This is a genomic window from Chitinophaga silvisoli, from assembly GCF_003412465.1.
Taxonomy (GTDB): domain Bacteria; phylum Bacteroidota; class Bacteroidia; order Chitinophagales; family Chitinophagaceae; genus Chitinophaga; species Chitinophaga silvisoli.
Genome location: NZ_QTJV01000008.1, coordinates 183,510 through 200,534, shown reverse-complemented (window position 1 = coordinate 200,534; position 17,025 = coordinate 183,510). Strand labels below are relative to the sequence as shown.

Below are 17,025 nucleotides of genomic sequence, written 5' to 3'. Positions count from 1 at the left end.
TTAAAGGAATTTCTGCAGCTTTTTCAATACCTGTTGCATATTGATCCCTTTTCCTAATACGCCTTTTAGCAGGTCACCTACTTTTGCGATTCTATCAGCCATATTGAAGATGTCAAAATTTTTGATAGAGAGCCCCTTTTTGACTTCTTCCCACTTGAGTGGTGCAGATACGGTTGCGCCTGGCTTGGGTCTTAAGGAATATGCGACGGCCATGGTTTGAATTTGCCTGTTTTGCAGAAAATCGAGGTAGATTTTCCCTTTTCTTTTGGCAGGCGAGCGTTCAATACTGGTAATGTCTGGCAGTCTTTTATTGATTATCTGAACGATCAGTTCCGCGAGCATGCGGGATTGATCGAAGGTATATTTGGCACCCAATGGGATGAGAATGTGCAATCCGGTAGAGCCGGATGTTTTGATGTAGGAATCAGCACCTACATCATCCAGCAGTTTTTTTATTTCTAACGCCGTTTGGATGACTTCGTCAAAGTCATTGGTGTCAGGATCGAGGTCAATAAGACAATAATCGGGATTGTCTGGTTTGCTGATCCGGCTGTGCCATGGATTGAGTTCGATGCAGCCCAGGTTGGCCATGTAGAGGAGGGTGGCCTTGTCTTTGCAGACCAGGAATTCTTTGGTTTCACCGTCTGATTCGCTGACGTAGGGGAAGGTGTCGATCCAGTCGGCGACTTTATCTTCTACGTTTTTTTGGTAGAAGTGGAAGCCTTTGATACCATCGGGGAATCGGTTCAGCGATTGTGGGCGGTCTTTGAGGTAGGGGAGGATGGTGTCGGAAATGGCGGCGTAATAGTTGAGCATGTCTCGTTTGGTGATGTTTTCATCTGGCCAGTAGACTTTGTCAAGATTGGTAAATTTCAGGAGTTTGTTGTTGATTTTTAGTTCGACTTCCTTTTGGTCGTCGGGGAAGAAGGAGGGAGTTTTGCTGCTTGTTGTTTTTGGGGCAGCGGTTTTTGGTTGCGTAGCTTTCTTTGCGGAAGCTTTCTTAGGAGTGGCTCTGGAAGTTGGTTCTTTAACAGCCGCTTTCTTAGGTGAAGCTTTTTTAGCCACCTTCGTATTTCCCATTACCTCTTCAACGACCTCTTCCGGTATTGTTGTCTTTTTCATCGTCTTTACTTTTTTATCAGAGACAGGTGCCGCCACTATTTTCTCCTTCTTCTCGTTCTTTGCACTTTTATCCTCCCTTAAGCCAAGGAAAATCGGTTGTCTTAAAATCCCTTCCCTTGTTTCCTCCGCAAATTTCACTTCACACACCAATTCCGGCTTCAGCCAGGTCGCCGGCATATTCGTCTTAGGCTTTACCTTAAATGGCGACTTATTAGTAACCAAAGGCTGAAACTTGTCATACAACTCTTTCAGCAATTTGGTATCAAACCCTCCACCAGTATGCCCGATATAGTGCAGCTCGCCCTTCTTGTACTTCCCTAAAATAACTGCTCCAAAATGTTTCCGGCTATTCCTTCCTGCGGTATATCCGCAAATGATTGCTTCTGTCTGCAGGTTGTTTTTTATTTTCAGCCAACTATCAGATCGCCTTCCTACACCGTAGCTGCTATCAGCATCTTTCGCCATTACACCTTCAAGTCCTTTTTTTAATGCAGCATTAAAGAAGGCTGTTCCCTGGCCATTCTCTCCGGTGATATGTTCGCTAAAGCGGATCAGGTCATTATTCTGTGGCAATACCTGTCGCAGAATTTCCTTTCTTTCTATTAATGGCAGTTCGGTAATATCCTTGCCATCATACCATAACAGGTCGAACACATAATAAGCCAGTTGAACCGATTTTCCTGTCTTTAAATAATTCTGCAAAGCCTGAAAATCAGGATTCCCTTCATCATTTAAAGCGACAATTTCTCCATCAATTACGGCCCTTGCATTCCAATCCTGCAGGGCATCGGCAATGACATTAAATTTTTCATTGAAAGAGAGCTGGTTTCTGGAAAGTATGGTTACATTTTTTTTATTCAGGTAGCTCACCGCCCTGTAGCCATCCCATTTGATTTCATAAAGCCAGTCTTTTTTATCAAAGGGTTTTTCGGTGAGGGTAGCCAGCATGGGTTTGATTTCTTTGGGCATGGGGGATTTTTTGCCCCTGGCGAGTAAGGTTGAGAAGTCTTTGTCGGGATGGGTAGGGGCTTCATCGTGGGGCTGGGATGAGGATGATTTTTTGGAAGTAGCTTTTGAAGCTGGTTTGGAAGTAGAAGCTGCTTTGGAAGTAGAAGTAGCTTTGGAAGTAGAAGTAGCTTTGGAAGTAGAAGTTGCTTTGGAAGTAGCTTTTGATGTCGCCTTTTCCTCCCTATTGCTCTTCCAAACCTTCTCCGGTGCTTTTTCCACCTGTGCCAGCGTCCTCCCTGATATCACAGACTTCTCTTTTTTTGTCACATCCTCCTTACCTGCATATTTATCCTTAATCTTCATTAACAGCCAGGCATTCTCCCCTCTGCCATGTGTTTTGACCAATGCAAATTCCCCTTTCAACTTCTCTCCCTGTAAAATAAAATGAAGTTTCCCGCTATCAATAGCCTGCAACAATCCCTTTTCCCATTCTTTTTTGGTACTCCCACTTAATTGTGGGACGTATGTACCTTCATCCCAAACGATCACGGTTCCTGCCCCATAGTTGCCTGCGGGTATGATGCCTTCAAAATTCTTGTAATCATAAGGATGGTCTTCTACCATCATGGCCAGCCTTTTTACTGCCGGATCAATAGAAGGCCCTTTTGGCACGGCCCAGCTTTTAAGTACCCCTTTCATTTCCAGTCTGAAATCATAATGCAGGTGCGATGCATCGTGCTTTTGTATTACGAAATGCAATTCCTGTGTATCGCTCTTTCCACCTGTAGGTTCAGGTGTTTTCGAAAAGGATCTCTTCTGCTTGTACTTAGCTAAGCTCATTGGGTTTAATTTTTAACTGGTCATCACCGTACCTCCGTTCGGATGTAATACTTCACCGGAGATAAAGGCGGCATCTTCTGATGCCAGAAAAATGTAACAGGGTGCGATGTCTGCAGGATGAGCGGCGTAACCCATGAGGGAGTCTCTGCCAAAGTTATGGATTTTGCGGAAGTCGTGGATTTTGCCAAAGTCGTTGATTGAATCAAGCGGCAATTCGGTCCCGTCCTTCACTTCATTCCAAATGCTCATTGCTTCATTCCACATGGCTCCTGGTGCCACTGCATTTACCCTGATCCCCTTTTTAATCAACAGGGAAGACAAGGCCCTTGTAAAATCGATAATAGCATCCTGGGTAGATGTATTAGTAATACTATTTCCTGCTGCCAGGTGAGGAATATGTGTAGATGTATTAATAATACTACTTCCTGCTGCCAGATGCGGAATAGCGTGATTAACAAGATAATATTGCGGCACAATATTCTCCTGCGCTGCGTTGTTCACAAGAATATCGATCTTCCCAAACTTGCTAATCGTTCTATCGACTGCCAGTTTGCAACCATCTTCTCTTGTCACATCACATGAAAGCAGGAGGGCCTGTTTACCATATTCCCTGATCATGCCTGCCGTCTCTCTGGCATGGCTGCCATCATCATTAAAAAGGATAGCAACTTCGGCGCCTTCTTTGGCAAACTGAACAGCAATTGCTCTACCTAAACCGGTGTCTCCGCCCTCTATCAGCGCGACTTTGCCAAGAAGACGGTTGCATCCATCTTTTGCAGAATCGTATAAAATAGAGGGAAATATGTTTGTCTCGTGCCCGCCTTCTGTTTCACTATCTCCACAAGGCATTTCATGAATATATTTGTATCGGGTAGATTGGATGGTTGTTTCCATGACGTTAATGATTTAGGTTATTTCAATAAAGAATTTAAGTTTCGATAAAGTATGTCTGATTTCAATAATGCTGATTTCTGTTTTGGTAAAGCTTATTTCCTAAAGTTTATTCCTGTTTTTCGGTAGAACCTATTTCCTTTTTCTGTAGCTTATTCCTGTTATCGGTAAAACCTAATTCCTTTTTCTAAAGCTTATTCCTGTTTTCGGTAAAACCTAATTACTTTTCCAAAAGGTTACTCCTGTTTTTCGGTCAAACCCTATTTCTGTTTTTCGATATATTTATTTCCGTTTTCAGTTAAACCTCCCTTATTTTTAAGTAATCCTTGTTCTAACAGAAACCAGTTTTATTATCTTATTCAGGCATTGTAGTTTTAATAATATGCAATACCAGGGCGGCTTTTTACAATAATTCCTATTTATTTAAAATCGGTTGTGACTGCTAAGTTTTTTCGTCTTTGTCTTACTAACTTCCAGAATTATGCCATTGTCAGGAAAGGCTTTATTTAGAACCTATTAAAATTGTTAAATTCGCTGTTATTATGTCGGTAGATTATATTTTAGAAATGATAGAGGAGCTGGGAAGGGCTATGAGAGCGATTATCGCCAGGAAAAAGGACCAGCCCGCAAAAGCCCTTGAAGAAATCAGGGTCGCCTTTAATGGCACCAGGTTCGGAAATAAAGCGTTTTTTGATGCTTTGAGCCCGGAGGACCTGGCCGTATTTCTTCGGGAGAAAAAGGTGGATTACCGGGCTGCTGATTATATCATAGACATACTATTGGAAGAGGCGGAGATTAACAGGGACATGGAGTTGGAGCGATTGGCAATGAAGCTGCCAAAGGAAGGCGAGGAGGATGACAATGCAGGTTTTGAGCCAATAACGGAAAGCGAGGAGCAGCGGCTCTTGCTTGAGAAAATTCAGGTATTGATCGATTATACTTCTGAAGTAGAGACTTCATTAAAAGTGTTTTCTCTTAAAAGAGGGCAACAAAGAGGTAGATTGAAAGGCTTTAAATAGCAAGACCTTTCAATCTTTTTTCTTTTTTTAACGAACATATTCTCATTCACTCTTTATAATATAAAGATAGTACCCCAAAAAACTCGCCGACAACGCAAATAACATGATTGCCAGCGAATAGATATTCCAGCCTCCATTCACCGCTACCAGCAGGACACCAATACCTGTACCGCCCAGCAAAATCGCCCATTTTATAGCCGTCTGCCGTGCCTGCTGAGGTTTGCTTAATAACTGTCCTGCCAGATGTTCGGACACTCCTTTTTCAACCATCTTAATTTTGAACCGGTAATCCAAAATGCTTCTGATTACGATCACTAAAAAAACAGCTATCAAAACAAAAAGTAACAAAATTGGAATCGCATGAATTGTTTCGGAGTCTAAATGAATTTGCGCATCGAGTATATATGTCATTATCGAGAGGTTTTATAGCTTAAAAATCTTGTTAGCTTTAATATGTCTGCTAATGGTCTGGTGGTGTAATTGTCTAATGTTCTAATGTTCCATTGTTCCAATGGTCCAATAACCGAATTTGTTTCTGATATTGGCCTATCATTTCCCTCAAATGAAGGATTAAAACACTGATGATAACAAACGTTCCAAACCCGGTTACCAGGTTAAACGCCAGGTATTTCGTCAACACATACAAAGCTCCCAACCCGGTCAATACACCTGCTCCCACCATACCATACACAATGACCATTCCCATTGATACTCCAACCTGCCTTTCGGGCAAATTGGCCAGTACCATCTCTGCCACGTCAAAATCAAAGGCAGCAGCAGGCATTGTTTCCAATACCGGAAACATTAACCTATAGGCGGCAACTTCCTCCTGACAAGCCGTACAGTATGATAAATGGTAGCCTATGTCAGCAAATAAATGTTTAATCGCCTCATCCTCCTTCTCTCTTACCTCATCCTCCTTGTCCCTCATCTCATCCTCCTTATCCCTCACCTCATCCTCCTTCTCCCTCAACACCCACGCCTGCATCTCCTCATGTGTCAAATGCCCTGTTCTCATAAATCTTCTTTTTTATATTTCTCCAACAAACTCTTCTGCAATAACTTCCTCGCCCTATACAAATAATTCTTTACCGTCCCCTCCGGCAACGCCGTCACTCCCACAATCTCCTCTACACTCATCTGCTCCTGATGATACAGCGTCACTAAAGTCCTGAATATCGGCGACAACTGATCTATCGCCTCCTGCAATATCCCCGCCAGCTCCTTCTGTGTCATCACCTTTGCCGCCATGCCTGCCTCCATTATAGGAAAATCCCCCTCCATCACCTCCAAAGCCTCCACCGGCCGCCTCTCCAAATACTTTAGACAAGTTTTATACGCTATCCCACCAATCCAGGTATTTAACTTCGACTGATACCTGAACTCCCCCAGTGAAGTATACACCTTTATATACACCTCCTGCACCAAATCTTTTCGAACATGCGCATCCGTGATCATTTTAAACATGATCTGGGCAACAAGTCCTTCTGATTGTTTAATGATTACTCCAAAGGCCTGTTTATTACCATTTAAAACCGCTTGTATTAGTTCCTTATCTGTCAAGTTTTACCCTGGTTTGTATATATTAGTCCCATTTTAGAAAAAAAGGTTGCACTTTTTGATATTTTTTTTAAAACTTTTTTCCCCTGCTAATTGACTCCTTTGCCCTCATCGAAAATAAATACTAATAAATTGTGAAAATGTACCAACCTCCTCCTCTTACATTCCCCACCTTTGTAAAAGCATCCCATGGCACTATCATTGCCGTGGTATAAGCTAAAAAGCAAAATTATGAGCAAGATCATAGGCATTATCGCAGGCAGCCTGCGCAAAGAGTCATTCTCAAAGAAAATTGCCAATGGCATCCTTCAAATGGCCCCCGCCGGCTTTGAGTTCAAAATCATCCCCATTGATGAGCTGCCCATCTACAACCAGGACTTTGATGATCATCACAAGGTACCTGCTTCCTACCTCACATTCAGAAATGCAGTACAATCCGTAAACGGGATTATTTTCGTCACCCCCGAACACAACAGGTCCATCCCTGCGGCACTTAAAAACGCACTCGATGTAGGCTCGAGACCTTACGGCAAAAGTGTGTGGACAGGAAAACCAGGTGCCGTATTCAGCAACTCCCCAGGTAATATCGGTGGCTTCGGAGCCAATCATCACCTTCGCCAATGCCTTGTTTTCCTCAACATCCCTGTTATGCAACAACCTGAAGTGTACATCCAGAAATCAAATGAGCTGTTTGATGAGAAAGGAGATCTGAAAGCAGGAGATACAAAGGAGTTTATTGCCAAAGCAGTGAATGCCTATATTGACTGGTTCAATAAAAATGCTTAACCAGTTTAATCCAGCAAGTGTATGGTTAAAAACAAAAAGACAGGATTTATAAAATAATAAAATGGACTACACACAAACCGTGCACGACCTTACATTTATAGCGGCACAAACACTTATCGATTTTGGACTTCAACTTGCTACCGAACGTAATGTGAAAATCTCAATTGCCATCGTGGACAGGGCAGGGGCCTTACTCGCTTTCCTGCGCATGGACGATGTTCCTTTAGTAACTATCGATGTTGCTATTGGCAAAGCACATTCCGCTGCCTTACTAAAAGCTCCCAGCAAGACGTTTGAAGATTTTATCAATACCGGAATTACTTCCATGGTGTCTATGCCAAATATCCTGCCCTTACAAGGCGGTGTGCCCGTCATTCACAGAGGCCATGTGGTAGGGGGTGTTGGCATCAGTGGTGCATCCGGAGAGGTAGACAATGAAATTGCTACTATTCTGGCAGATTACCTGAAATGAAGCATCTTATTGTTTATAAAAGAGAATGTATCAAAAGTAAATTTCCCGGATTTAATCTGGGTCCCTGGCGGAGAGAATTCCTGTTTTTAAAATTCTCAATGCGTTCAAATTACTTTTGATACACTCTCTAAAAATTAATCCTTCAGTTTATCCGCAGCCGGTACCAATCTCGCCTTCAGATCCGGCTCCTTCATCTCCTTATCCACCGGGAACATCGGATGTGTAATATGCTTATATCCCAATCGATCCAGGTTCTGATCCACGCCTCCCGGTGTCAGCGCCAGTAGCCAATCCGCTCTCATATTATACAGTTCCGGCTCCAGGTACCCAATCTTCACCACCACAATGTCCGCCTTGCGTGGATTCAATCCCAACCTCGTAAAATCAATTTCCTTATGATAGGGTTTCCGCTTCTGCGTCACGATCACATATACACTCCCCACCTTTACTACCACTTCCACTGCCGCATCCTTATCACCATACTCAATAGATGTTATTGTTCCGGACAACTTCACCGGCCCTGCAAACCTCGCATCTACCTTCGCACCTGCCTCCGCTTCTATATGCTTACCTACACCCAGCTCAATTGCCCTCTTCACAAAATCGGGACCCGGGATACTCGCATAAATCAAACTGGGCCCATTCTCTGATTTAAATTCAGGACGTGCCAGGATCTGTGTCAATGTCCACGTCACATCGCCCGCACCACCCGCAGTTGGGTTATCACCTGAATCACTGATATAGAAAGGATGTTTATCACTCTTCACCGCCGCATCCAGCGCCTCCTGCAAACTGGCTGTAGGTGCCACAAACTCAAACTGATTTCGCACATCCCAGAAACTCTTTGCCAGTTTCTCTGCTTCAGTAGTCACAGCTGTCTTATCATCACCCGTCACCATCACCACCGCATGGTTACGTGGTTCATCAGCCCAGGCATACCCAATCCAGATCGCTGCATCAATTACACCCGCTTGTCTGGAAGCCGGGGCTACCTGCGCATACAGGCTCCTGCCCGGTTCTATACGTGTAGAAGTCTTCTCTCCGGGCAATAAGATGGGCACAGGAATCCATGCCTTATAAGCCGGTTTGCCTTTCCCGTTTTTCAGCCGCTCTATCAGGTTCCGCACCGCTCTTTCCTTCGTATCCAGCGCATCCTCATGTGGTGCCATCCGGTAACAGGTTATCAGGTCTGTATTCTCCGCCAGTCTCCAACTCACATTCCCATGCAGGTCCATGGATGTACTGATCAGCGTTTTGCTCCCTACTACCTTACGGATCCGCACTATGAAATCTCCCTCGGGATCTTCCATCCCCACCACACTCATTGCCCCGTGAATGTCAAAATACAATCCATCATAGGGCAGGTGTTTTTTCAATGAATCCAGCGTTTTTCTTACCAGCGACTCATAGGCCTCTTTCGTTACCGCCCCGCCGGGCAATGCATGTCCGGTAATAGTGGGAAACCATACCGCTGCTTTGCGCAAAGGCGAATCTGCCGACATAAATGGATATGTCCTGAATACCTCATTCCCATACTGCGCCTTAAAAGCCGCTTCATCTGAGGTAGCAGGAGAGAAGGTGCTGGACTCAATTGCCAGACCTGCAATCGCAATCCTTGGTAGCTTTTGCTGTGCCAAAACAGTACCGCCAATGAGACAATAACCCGCCATTAGAAAAAACACACGTTTCATAGATGCTCGCTTTTTTACATAGATAGCCCGAAAAGTATTCAGAAACTGATAGTTTTTTATAAAATATTGAATGATTTTAGACTGCCAGCTCATTTAATTCCGCATATTTCTTCACCAGCACCTTAATATACCGTTTCAGGTATACTTCATTCAGGAAGATATTTGAATAGTCTTCATACCGCTGGCACTGAATGCCCAGGTAAAAGAAGTACATACTTATTCCCAGTGCCGGCAACAATGCCTTTTCCTCGTCAGAGATCCTTGTTATAGATGCATACCCTTCCAGGAAAGCTGCCACCTTTGTTTTACACACATCCATATTTTCCTTTTCCGTACTATATACCTGCAAAATATAATAAGCCAGGTCATAGCACAACATGCCATTACCACAAAAATCAAAATCAAAAATGGTGATATCCTCCTTGTCAATATTGATGTTGTCAAACCACATATCCATATGCACAGCACCATGTCTTACTTTGCTATGATCGATGCCTGCATACAACCTCAGTAAATAGTCCTGTGCCTGCTGCATCCATTGCATCTCCTCCGTCTCAATGGGCAAATAGCCTTTTATTCTTTCGAATGAATCAACTACCATCACAGAAGGTGTATACTCCACTCTGTCCAGTTTGAATCCTGCTGTCACCTGGTGAATGCGAGCGACTGTAACACCCATTTTGTAATGCAATTCTTCAGAAAACTGTAAAATCTTTTCTCCCTGAGCAAAGGAAAACATGACACCAATACGCAGACCTTCCGGTGCATGCAATAATTGCATATAATCATTGTCAAAATCTGCGATCGGATAAGACACCGGCAATTCATGGGCGCGCAATAAATTTAAAAGCCGGATCTCTTCGGCAATATCCTGTTTCGTACGCCAGTTGATGCAATAAATCCTGAAGATATATTTATGATCACCATCTGTAACGAGATAAGTGTGGTTTACACCTGCTTTCAGCAATCTGCAGGTCGTGTCACGACTAAAATTATACTTTACCTGGAATAAAGGGACCAGGTACCGGGCCGACAAAATGGAACTAACTACTGGAAAATGTGTCATGGTATGAATGGGTTTAAACGGGGCCGGTAAAAGTATACAAAAATCCCGTAATTTAGCGCCCTACACAAAAACAATAACATGACTTCCAAAATACCAGTAACCATCATTACGGGGTTCTTAGGCTCCGGAAAAACTACCCTTATCCGTAACCTGATTCAGCATGCCAATGGTCGTCGTCTCGCAGTGATTGTAAATGAATTTGGAGAAATGGGTATCGACGGTGAGTTGATCAAATCCTGCTGCTCTAATGAAGAGGATGTACTGGAACTGAACAATGGTTGCCTGTGCTGCACGGTACAGGAGGAATTCCTGCCGGTAATGCTGCAGTTAATGGAAAGAAAAGATACCATCGATCATATTATCATAGAGACATCCGGTCTGGCATTGCCCAAACCTCTGCTGCATGCATTTAACTGGCCAGATCTGAAATCGCAGATCACCGTAGGTGCGGTAGTAACTGTCGTAGACCTGGTAGGTCAGGCCACCGGCGAAATCTGTGACCGCGAGCGTGTACAGGCACAGCGCCTGGCCGATGATTCTCTGGACCATGAAACTCCGATCGAAGAGCTTTTCGAAGACCAGCTCTCCTGTGCTGACCTCGTAGTATTAACTAAGAAAGACCTGCTGGAAGGCTTGCAGTTCGAAGAAGTGACAGGTGTCATCAGCAGCAGGCTCCGTCCGAATGTGAAGATGGTAACCGCTACCAATGGTGAACTGCCTGCTGACGTACTGCTGGGTGTAAAAGCTGCTGCCGAAGACGACCTGGAAAGCCGCCACTCTCATCACGAAGAGGATCATGCCAATGGCCTGGATCACCACCACGACGACGATATCGACTCCATCGTGGTTACCGTAACGGCACCGCATACACCGGAATCACTGGTAGCTGCCCTGAAAGAAATGGTAGCTGAACATGAGATCTACCGCATCAAAGGCTTTATCGATATTCCAAACAAACCTATGCGCATGGTATTGCAGGGCGTGTCCCATCGTTTCGACCATTACTTTGACCGGAAATGGAAAGAAAATGAAACCCGCAAAACCAGCCTGGTATTCATTGGCGATGAGCTGGTAGGGAAAGACCTGTCCGCATTGCTACACGAAAAGTTAAACTAATATGCACCTGATCCCAACAATCCCCGGTGGGTGGAACCCCAACGGGGAAGGGGTCTTCCACATACAGCAATCAATAGGAGACATCGTATTTCTCTCTGCTGCCGATACGGAGATCCATTCACTGAACAATGCTTACCGGGAACTGCACCAGACCCACCCACAGCTCCCATCCCTGCGAATTGCCAACCTGGTTTACCTGAAGCAGGAACTGACGATCGATAAATATGTAGAGGAAGTGATCTGCCATGCAAAACTGGTGGTATGCCGCTTGCTGGGCGGCAGGAATTACTATCCTTATTTATTCGAAGCCATTAGCATTGCCTGTGAGCAAAACAACATTCCCGTACTCTTCCTGCCCGGTTACGATGCCCCCGATGTAGAATTGCTGAATAGCTCTACTGTTGACGTGACCATTGCCGACACTGTTTGGAAGTATTGCTGCGCCGGCGGTAAGCACAATCTGAAAAATGGATTGGCCTATATCTTTCACCATTTGTTTAAGCTGGACATAGCTTATGCTTCCCCTCAAAAAATTGCTGACCTGTTTTTATTCCATCCGGATCAGGGAATGATCCAGGCGGACACTTATTCGGCAGACATAGCTATCCTTGTATACCAGACACATTACCTGGCAGATAATCTTGCTCCCGTTTATTACCTGGTAAATGCAATAGCCGCCAAAGGCTTAAAACCCGTCATTGCATTCGTGAGCAACCTTCGCGATCAGCATAGTTTACTGGAACTGGAATCCCTACTGAAAGGGAAAGTAAAGGTGCTCATCAACACCACCAGCTTTTCTATCAAATCCATGGACAAGGATGAACGTTTCATCTTCGATAATCTCGATATACCTGTTATACAGGCTATTTTCGCGGCCTGTACCAGGGAAGTCTGGGAGCAGCACCTCTTTGGCCTCACACCCGTAGATGTAGCCATGAATATTGCACTGCCCGAGATAGACGGACGCATTATTACAACCGCTATTTCATTCAAGTCTGCTGTAGGCAGAGATGCGCTGACTGATTCAGATCTTCTTCAATACAGCACGCATGAAGAAGGCTGTGATTTTGTCGTAGACTTTGCAAATAACTGGATCCAATTAGGACGAAAAAAGGAAAAGGAAAAACGCATTGCCCTCATCATGCCTAACTATCCTAATAAGGATAGCCGCCTGGCAAATGGGGTAGGACTGGATACTCCTGCAAGTATTGTTGGAATCTTACAGGCGCTGAAAGCAAATGGCTATAATACGGGTGATTATATTCCCGGCAGCAGCGAAGAACTAATTAACCTCATCACACATTACGTTACTAACGATACTGATACCACGCTCTACCGTCCATACCAGATTAGTATCGAAAAAAATCAGTTTGATCAATATTTCAATACACTGTCGCCCGGGTTACAGCAAAAAATTATTAGTCAATGGGGCTTTCCACAGGAAGAAGATCTCATCATCCCCGGCTGCCTCTTAGGCAACATTTTCGTAAGCATACAGCCTGCCCGTGGCTATAATCAGGATGAAAAAGCAATTTATCACTCCCCCGATTTAGCCCCTGCGTACAGGTACCTTGCTTATTACTGCTGGGTAAATGAAGTGTTCAGGGCAGATGCTATCATCCATTGTGGCAAGCATGGCAACCTCGAATGGTTGCCAGGCAAGAGTGTGGCTTTGAGCAAAGAAAGTTGTTTCCCTGCTGTCCTGATGAGTGCTGTCCCGCATTTTTATCCCTTCATTGTGAACGATCCGGGAGAAGGTACACAGGCCAAGCGCCGTACCCACGCCATCATCATCGATCACCTGATTCCTCCCATGACCAGGGCGGAAAATTACGGTACGCTCACTAAGCTCGAGCACCTGATCGATGAATATTACGAAGCCTCCAGTGTGGATCCAAAGCGTACAGCTATGATCCGCACACAAATAACACAGCTGGTAAAAGAAGCCAGCCTGGAAACAGACTTGCAGACCGCCGTATCAGACATAGATACCTTACTGTTGAAACTGGATGCGTATCTCTGTGATCTAAAAGAAGCCCAGATCCGTGATGGCCTGCACATCTTAGGCAAGGCACCTGAAAATGAACAGCTCACCGATCTGTTGATTGCCTTGCATCGTGTGCCTGTCTCCGGACAAAAAGGGATTACCCAGGTGGCAGCTGAAGAGCTCAAACTGGCATTCGATCCCTTAACAGGTGAATACGAAACAGCTTTTAAAAACGAACATCCTTTATTCCAACATTGCCGCAATTACGGCGATGCGGTGGAAGTACTGGAACTACTTGTCAAAGACATCCTGAATGGAAGGGCGATGGACCTGCCTGTTACAACAGCTTATTGTCAGCAGATCCTCACCCATACACTACCAAAAATTCAAAACACTACTGCGGAAATATCTAACCTCCTCCATGGTTTAGATGCCGGTTATGTACCGAGTGGCAGCTCCGGTGCACCTACCCGTGGTCGCATAGATGTACTGCCTACAGGAAAGAATTTTTTCTCTGTAGATGTGCGTGCCATTCCCACGCAGGCCGCATACAGCCTGGGCGTAAAGAGCGCGAACCTCATTATCAATCGCTACATGCAGGAGCATGGTGACTATCCTGAATCTATAGGCTTGTCTGTCTGGGGAACCAGTACCATGCGTACCGGCGGTGATGATATTGCACAGGCCTTAGCTCTCATGGGTGTACAACCTGTATGGCAGGCGGCCAACAGGAGAGTCTCTGATTTTGAAATTATACCTCTTATACAATTGCGCCGGCCACGCATCGATGTCATGCTCCGCATCTCCGGTTTTTTCCGCGATGCATTTCCGGATGTGATCTCTTTGCTGAATGCAGTCGTAGAAAAGGTCGCCTTGTTGGATGAGCCGCCTGAACAAAACCCTATCCGCAAACGCTACCTTGCCGAAAAACAGGAATGGATCAATAAAGGACTGGATGAAACTAAAGCACACAAGCGATCCCTCTTTCGCGTATTCGGTTCCAAACCCGGTGCTTACGGCGCTGGCCTGCAGGCCGTAATAGATGAAAAAAACTGGCAGACCAGGGAAGATCTGGCTAAGATTTATATCAACTGGAGTGGCTATGCATACGGCGCTGACCGTACCGGTGAATCGGCGCATGAAGTATTTGAAAAACGCCTGTCCGATCTGCAGATCGTCATGCATAACCAGGATAACAGGGAGCATGATATTCTCGACTCTGACGACTACTACCAGTTCCAGGGAGGACTTGCAAATGCTGTAGAAAGCATTAAAGGAGAGCAGCCGTCCATCTATTTTGGCGACCATGCACGTCCGGAAACACCACGTGTCAAAAGTTTGAAAGAAGAATTGTTAAAGGTGTACCGTTCCAGGGTAATCAATCCAAAATGGATTGCCGGCGTAAAGCGCCATGGTTATAAAGGGGCGTTCGAAATGGCGGCAACAATGGATTATCTCTTTGCCTATGATGCCACTACCAATATGGTTGACGACTTCATGTACGAAGGTATTACCCGGGAATACCTGTTTAATGAAGAGAATCGTCAGTTCATCGAACAGGCAAACCCATGGGCGCTAAAAGATATGACAGAACGGATGCTGGAAGCTATTCAGCGGGGAATGTGGCAGGCCCCGGCCCCTGAAACACTGGAGAGGCTGCAAAGCATGTTTGTAGAGCTGGAATAAATCATTCAGGCTGTTTCTTTCTCTTGTAAAGAAACAGCTGCCATTTCTCCTCCGCCACGCCTGCTTTGTCCATCTCCGCTCTTGCAAGAATAAAGAACAAATCAGAAAGCCTGTTAATATATGCAGGTATATAATCTTCAATGGTGTCTACCTTCATCAGGGAGACCAGTCTTCTCTCACCTCTTCTCAGTTGTGTTCTTACTACATGGCACAGGGCAGAAATTTCATTGCCACCCGGCAGTAAGAAGTAATCTGATTTGGAAGTCATCGCAGCTTCCAGTTCATCAATCCATTCCTCACAAAAGGCGGCACCATCTTCCGGCTTTGGATTCGGGTTCTCCTTCTTACAATCAGAAGGACGTGCCAGGTGAGACATCATGTCCATCATGTCTTTCTGGATCTTATGTAAGCGGGGTTGCCATTCATGTTCAGGTCCCAGCTTGGCACGTAACAGCCCTATTGTAGAATTTACCTCATCCAGCGTACCATAGCTTTCCACCCGCACATCATCCTTGTCTACCCGGCTTCCGCCGAATAGAGCAGTTGTACCCCGGTCTCCTTTTTTTGTATAAATCTTCATAAGTTGAATGTATAAATACCTCCGTAATTTATTTTCTCTGACATGATCTCCTCCAGTGGCCGGCCTTCCAGTAAATGTCTTGCTGCACGGATAACACCGGCATGTGTAACAACCACAATTTTATGATATGCAGGCAGGTCCCTCAAAAAATCCGCCAGCCTGTCTACCAATTGTTGTAATGACTCTCCGTGGGGAGGGCCGGATAAAATATAATTGGCACCCCAGTAATCCATAAGGTCCCTGTCAATCTCATCCCATTTTAAGCCTTCCCACTCGCCGAAATTCAATTCCTTCAGACGATCGTCTGTTACATATGCGGGTGATAATCGTGCTGCCAATAACTGGCAGCGCTGCAAAGGACTGGTATAAACTTTATCAGCCTCGCCAAGGCTTGCCGATATCTCGTCATGAAGCGCAACATGTGTATCGGCCAGGGGCACATCCAGTTGTCCATAACAGATGCCAGGCGCAATGGCTGGCTGTACATGCCTTACAAAGTATAATTCCATATCGCCAGCAAACACAGGTAAAAAATAAGCTCATTCAGTTGCTGCGTAGCACCCAGGCAATCTCCTGTATACCCGTCTATCCACTTCTGAAAATACCACCCCAGATACAATGTCAGGGTCGCACAGGGAATAGCACTGATCCATGCTGCTTCCACACCTAAAATGGCCAGCGGTATAAAGCCGATGATTGTGGCAAATGTCAAAGCGCTAATGCTCACTGCCGTATTCACCGCACCTATTTTACTCGTGCCATCCAGTCTCGCATACGCCAGAAAGCGCATCAGGTAGAGCGGTGTCACCCTGCTGATGGTATGTCCGCATACATAAATCAAAAAGAACTGATCCGGTAGCAACATCCCCAGTTTCGCCAGCACAAAAATCTTCAATCCTATACTACAAACCAGTGCCATCACTCCATAAGCTCCTGTACGGGGATCCTTCATGATCTCCAGGATCTTTTCCTTCGTCCAGCCACCTCCAAAGCCATCTGCTACGTCTGCCAGGCCGTCTTCATGAAAGCCACCTGTCATCAGCAGCGTGGCCACAATCGAGAGTACCACGGCTACATAGGGGTCTTTGAAGAGCAGATGCCCCAGATAGTACACAGTAGCACCTGTAGCGCCTACAAGTATTCCTATCATTGGCAGGTACCTGGCGGCACTTTGTAACCCTACATTGATATTATGGCCCGCCGGCAGACGGGTGAAGAACATCAATGCAGCCCTGAAGTACAGGATCTCCCTTTTGATCAT

General features: G+C 45.2%; 15 protein-coding genes. 5 read left to right on the top strand and 10 right to left on the bottom strand.

The features are described 5' to 3' along the window. Both ligD and DXN04_RS21280 read right to left on the bottom strand, forming a co-directional pair. Positions 1-2,910: a DNA ligase D gene (gene ligD / locus DXN04_RS21285; protein ID WP_116855409.1), complete on the bottom strand. Its 2,910-nt coding sequence runs from the start codon at positions 2,908-2,910 to the stop codon at positions 1-3. 12 nt (positions 2,911-2,922) lie between these two features. Further along, entirely contained in the window at positions 2,923-3,804 is an 882-nt protein-coding gene (locus DXN04_RS21280) for an SDR family oxidoreductase (RefSeq protein WP_116855408.1), read from the bottom strand. 539 nt (positions 3,805-4,343) lie between these two features. Here DXN04_RS21280 and DXN04_RS21275 point away from each other — a divergent pair. Next, positions 4,344-4,820: a hypothetical protein gene (locus DXN04_RS21275; RefSeq protein ID WP_116855407.1), complete on the top strand. Its 477-nt coding sequence runs from the start codon at positions 4,344-4,346 to the stop codon at positions 4,818-4,820. A gap of 42 nt (positions 4,821-4,862) precedes the next feature. On the opposite strand, the gene DXN04_RS21270 is transcribed toward DXN04_RS21275, so the two are convergent. From DXN04_RS21270 to DXN04_RS21260, 3 genes are all read right to left on the bottom strand, one after another. Continuing rightward, entirely contained in the window at positions 4,863-5,231 is a 369-nt protein-coding gene (locus tag DXN04_RS21270) for a hypothetical protein (RefSeq protein WP_116855406.1), read from the bottom strand. A gap of 73 nt (positions 5,232-5,304) precedes the next feature. Further along, positions 5,305-5,838, bottom strand: coding sequence for a hypothetical protein (locus DXN04_RS21265; RefSeq protein ID WP_116855405.1), 534 nt, complete (start codon positions 5,836-5,838; stop codon positions 5,305-5,307). Beyond that, positions 5,835-6,383, bottom strand: coding sequence for an RNA polymerase sigma factor (locus DXN04_RS21260; RefSeq protein WP_199415099.1), 549 nt, complete (start codon positions 6,381-6,383; stop codon positions 5,835-5,837). The genes DXN04_RS21265 and DXN04_RS21260 overlap by 4 nt, the downstream gene beginning before the upstream one ends. A 228-nt stretch (positions 6,384-6,611) precedes the next feature. Between DXN04_RS21260 and DXN04_RS21255 the strand changes: the two genes are divergently transcribed. Beyond that, the gene (locus tag DXN04_RS21255; RefSeq protein ID WP_116855404.1) at positions 6,612-7,166 is read left to right on the top strand and encodes an NADPH-dependent FMN reductase; all 555 of its coding nucleotides are present in this window, start codon (positions 6,612-6,614) and stop codon (positions 7,164-7,166) included. Positions 7,167-7,227: 61 nt separating this feature from the next. After that, a complete protein-coding gene (locus DXN04_RS21250) occupies positions 7,228-7,638 on the top strand; it encodes a GlcG/HbpS family heme-binding protein (protein ID WP_116855403.1) in 411 nt (136 codons plus the stop codon). Between the two features lie 134 nt (positions 7,639-7,772). On the opposite strand, the gene DXN04_RS21245 is transcribed toward DXN04_RS21250, so the two are convergent. Further along, the gene (locus DXN04_RS21245; protein ID WP_116855504.1) at positions 7,773-9,329 is read right to left on the bottom strand and encodes a M81 family metallopeptidase; all 1,557 of its coding nucleotides are present in this window, start codon (positions 9,327-9,329) and stop codon (positions 7,773-7,775) included. A 76-nt stretch (positions 9,330-9,405) separates the two neighbouring features. After that, complete coding sequence (locus DXN04_RS21240) at positions 9,406-10,395, bottom strand: phosphotransferase enzyme family protein (RefSeq protein WP_116855402.1); 990 nt, start codon at positions 10,393-10,395, stop codon at positions 9,406-9,408. A gap of 78 nt (positions 10,396-10,473) precedes the next feature. Here DXN04_RS21240 and cobW point away from each other — a divergent pair, with 78 nt between their 5' ends. Continuing rightward, positions 10,474-11,511, top strand: a complete 1,038-nt coding sequence (gene cobW / locus DXN04_RS21235) for a cobalamin biosynthesis protein CobW (RefSeq protein ID WP_116855401.1) — start codon at positions 10,474-10,476, stop codon at positions 11,509-11,511. 1 nt (position 11,512) lies between these two features. Next, the gene (gene cobN / locus DXN04_RS21230; RefSeq protein ID WP_116855400.1) at positions 11,513-15,184 is read left to right on the top strand and encodes a cobaltochelatase subunit CobN; all 3,672 of its coding nucleotides are present in this window, start codon (positions 11,513-11,515) and stop codon (positions 15,182-15,184) included. 1 nt (position 15,185) lies between these two features. Here the strand turns inward: cobN and DXN04_RS21225 are convergent, their stop codons facing one another. The 3 genes from DXN04_RS21225 to cobS are packed head-to-tail and all read right to left on the bottom strand — an operon-like array spanning position 15,186 to position 17,025. Continuing rightward, positions 15,186-15,764 (bottom strand): cob(I)yrinic acid a,c-diamide adenosyltransferase, encoded by a 579-nt coding sequence (locus DXN04_RS21225; protein ID WP_116855399.1) that lies wholly within the window; start codon positions 15,762-15,764, stop codon positions 15,186-15,188. Next, entirely contained in the window at positions 15,761-16,273 is a 513-nt protein-coding gene (locus DXN04_RS21220; protein ID WP_116855398.1) for a histidine phosphatase family protein, read from the bottom strand. The genes DXN04_RS21225 and DXN04_RS21220 overlap by 4 nt, the downstream gene beginning before the upstream one ends. Further along, positions 16,255-17,025 (bottom strand): adenosylcobinamide-GDP ribazoletransferase, encoded by a 771-nt coding sequence (gene cobS / locus DXN04_RS21215; RefSeq protein WP_158569098.1) that lies wholly within the window; start codon positions 17,023-17,025, stop codon positions 16,255-16,257. The genes DXN04_RS21220 and cobS overlap by 19 nt, the downstream gene beginning before the upstream one ends.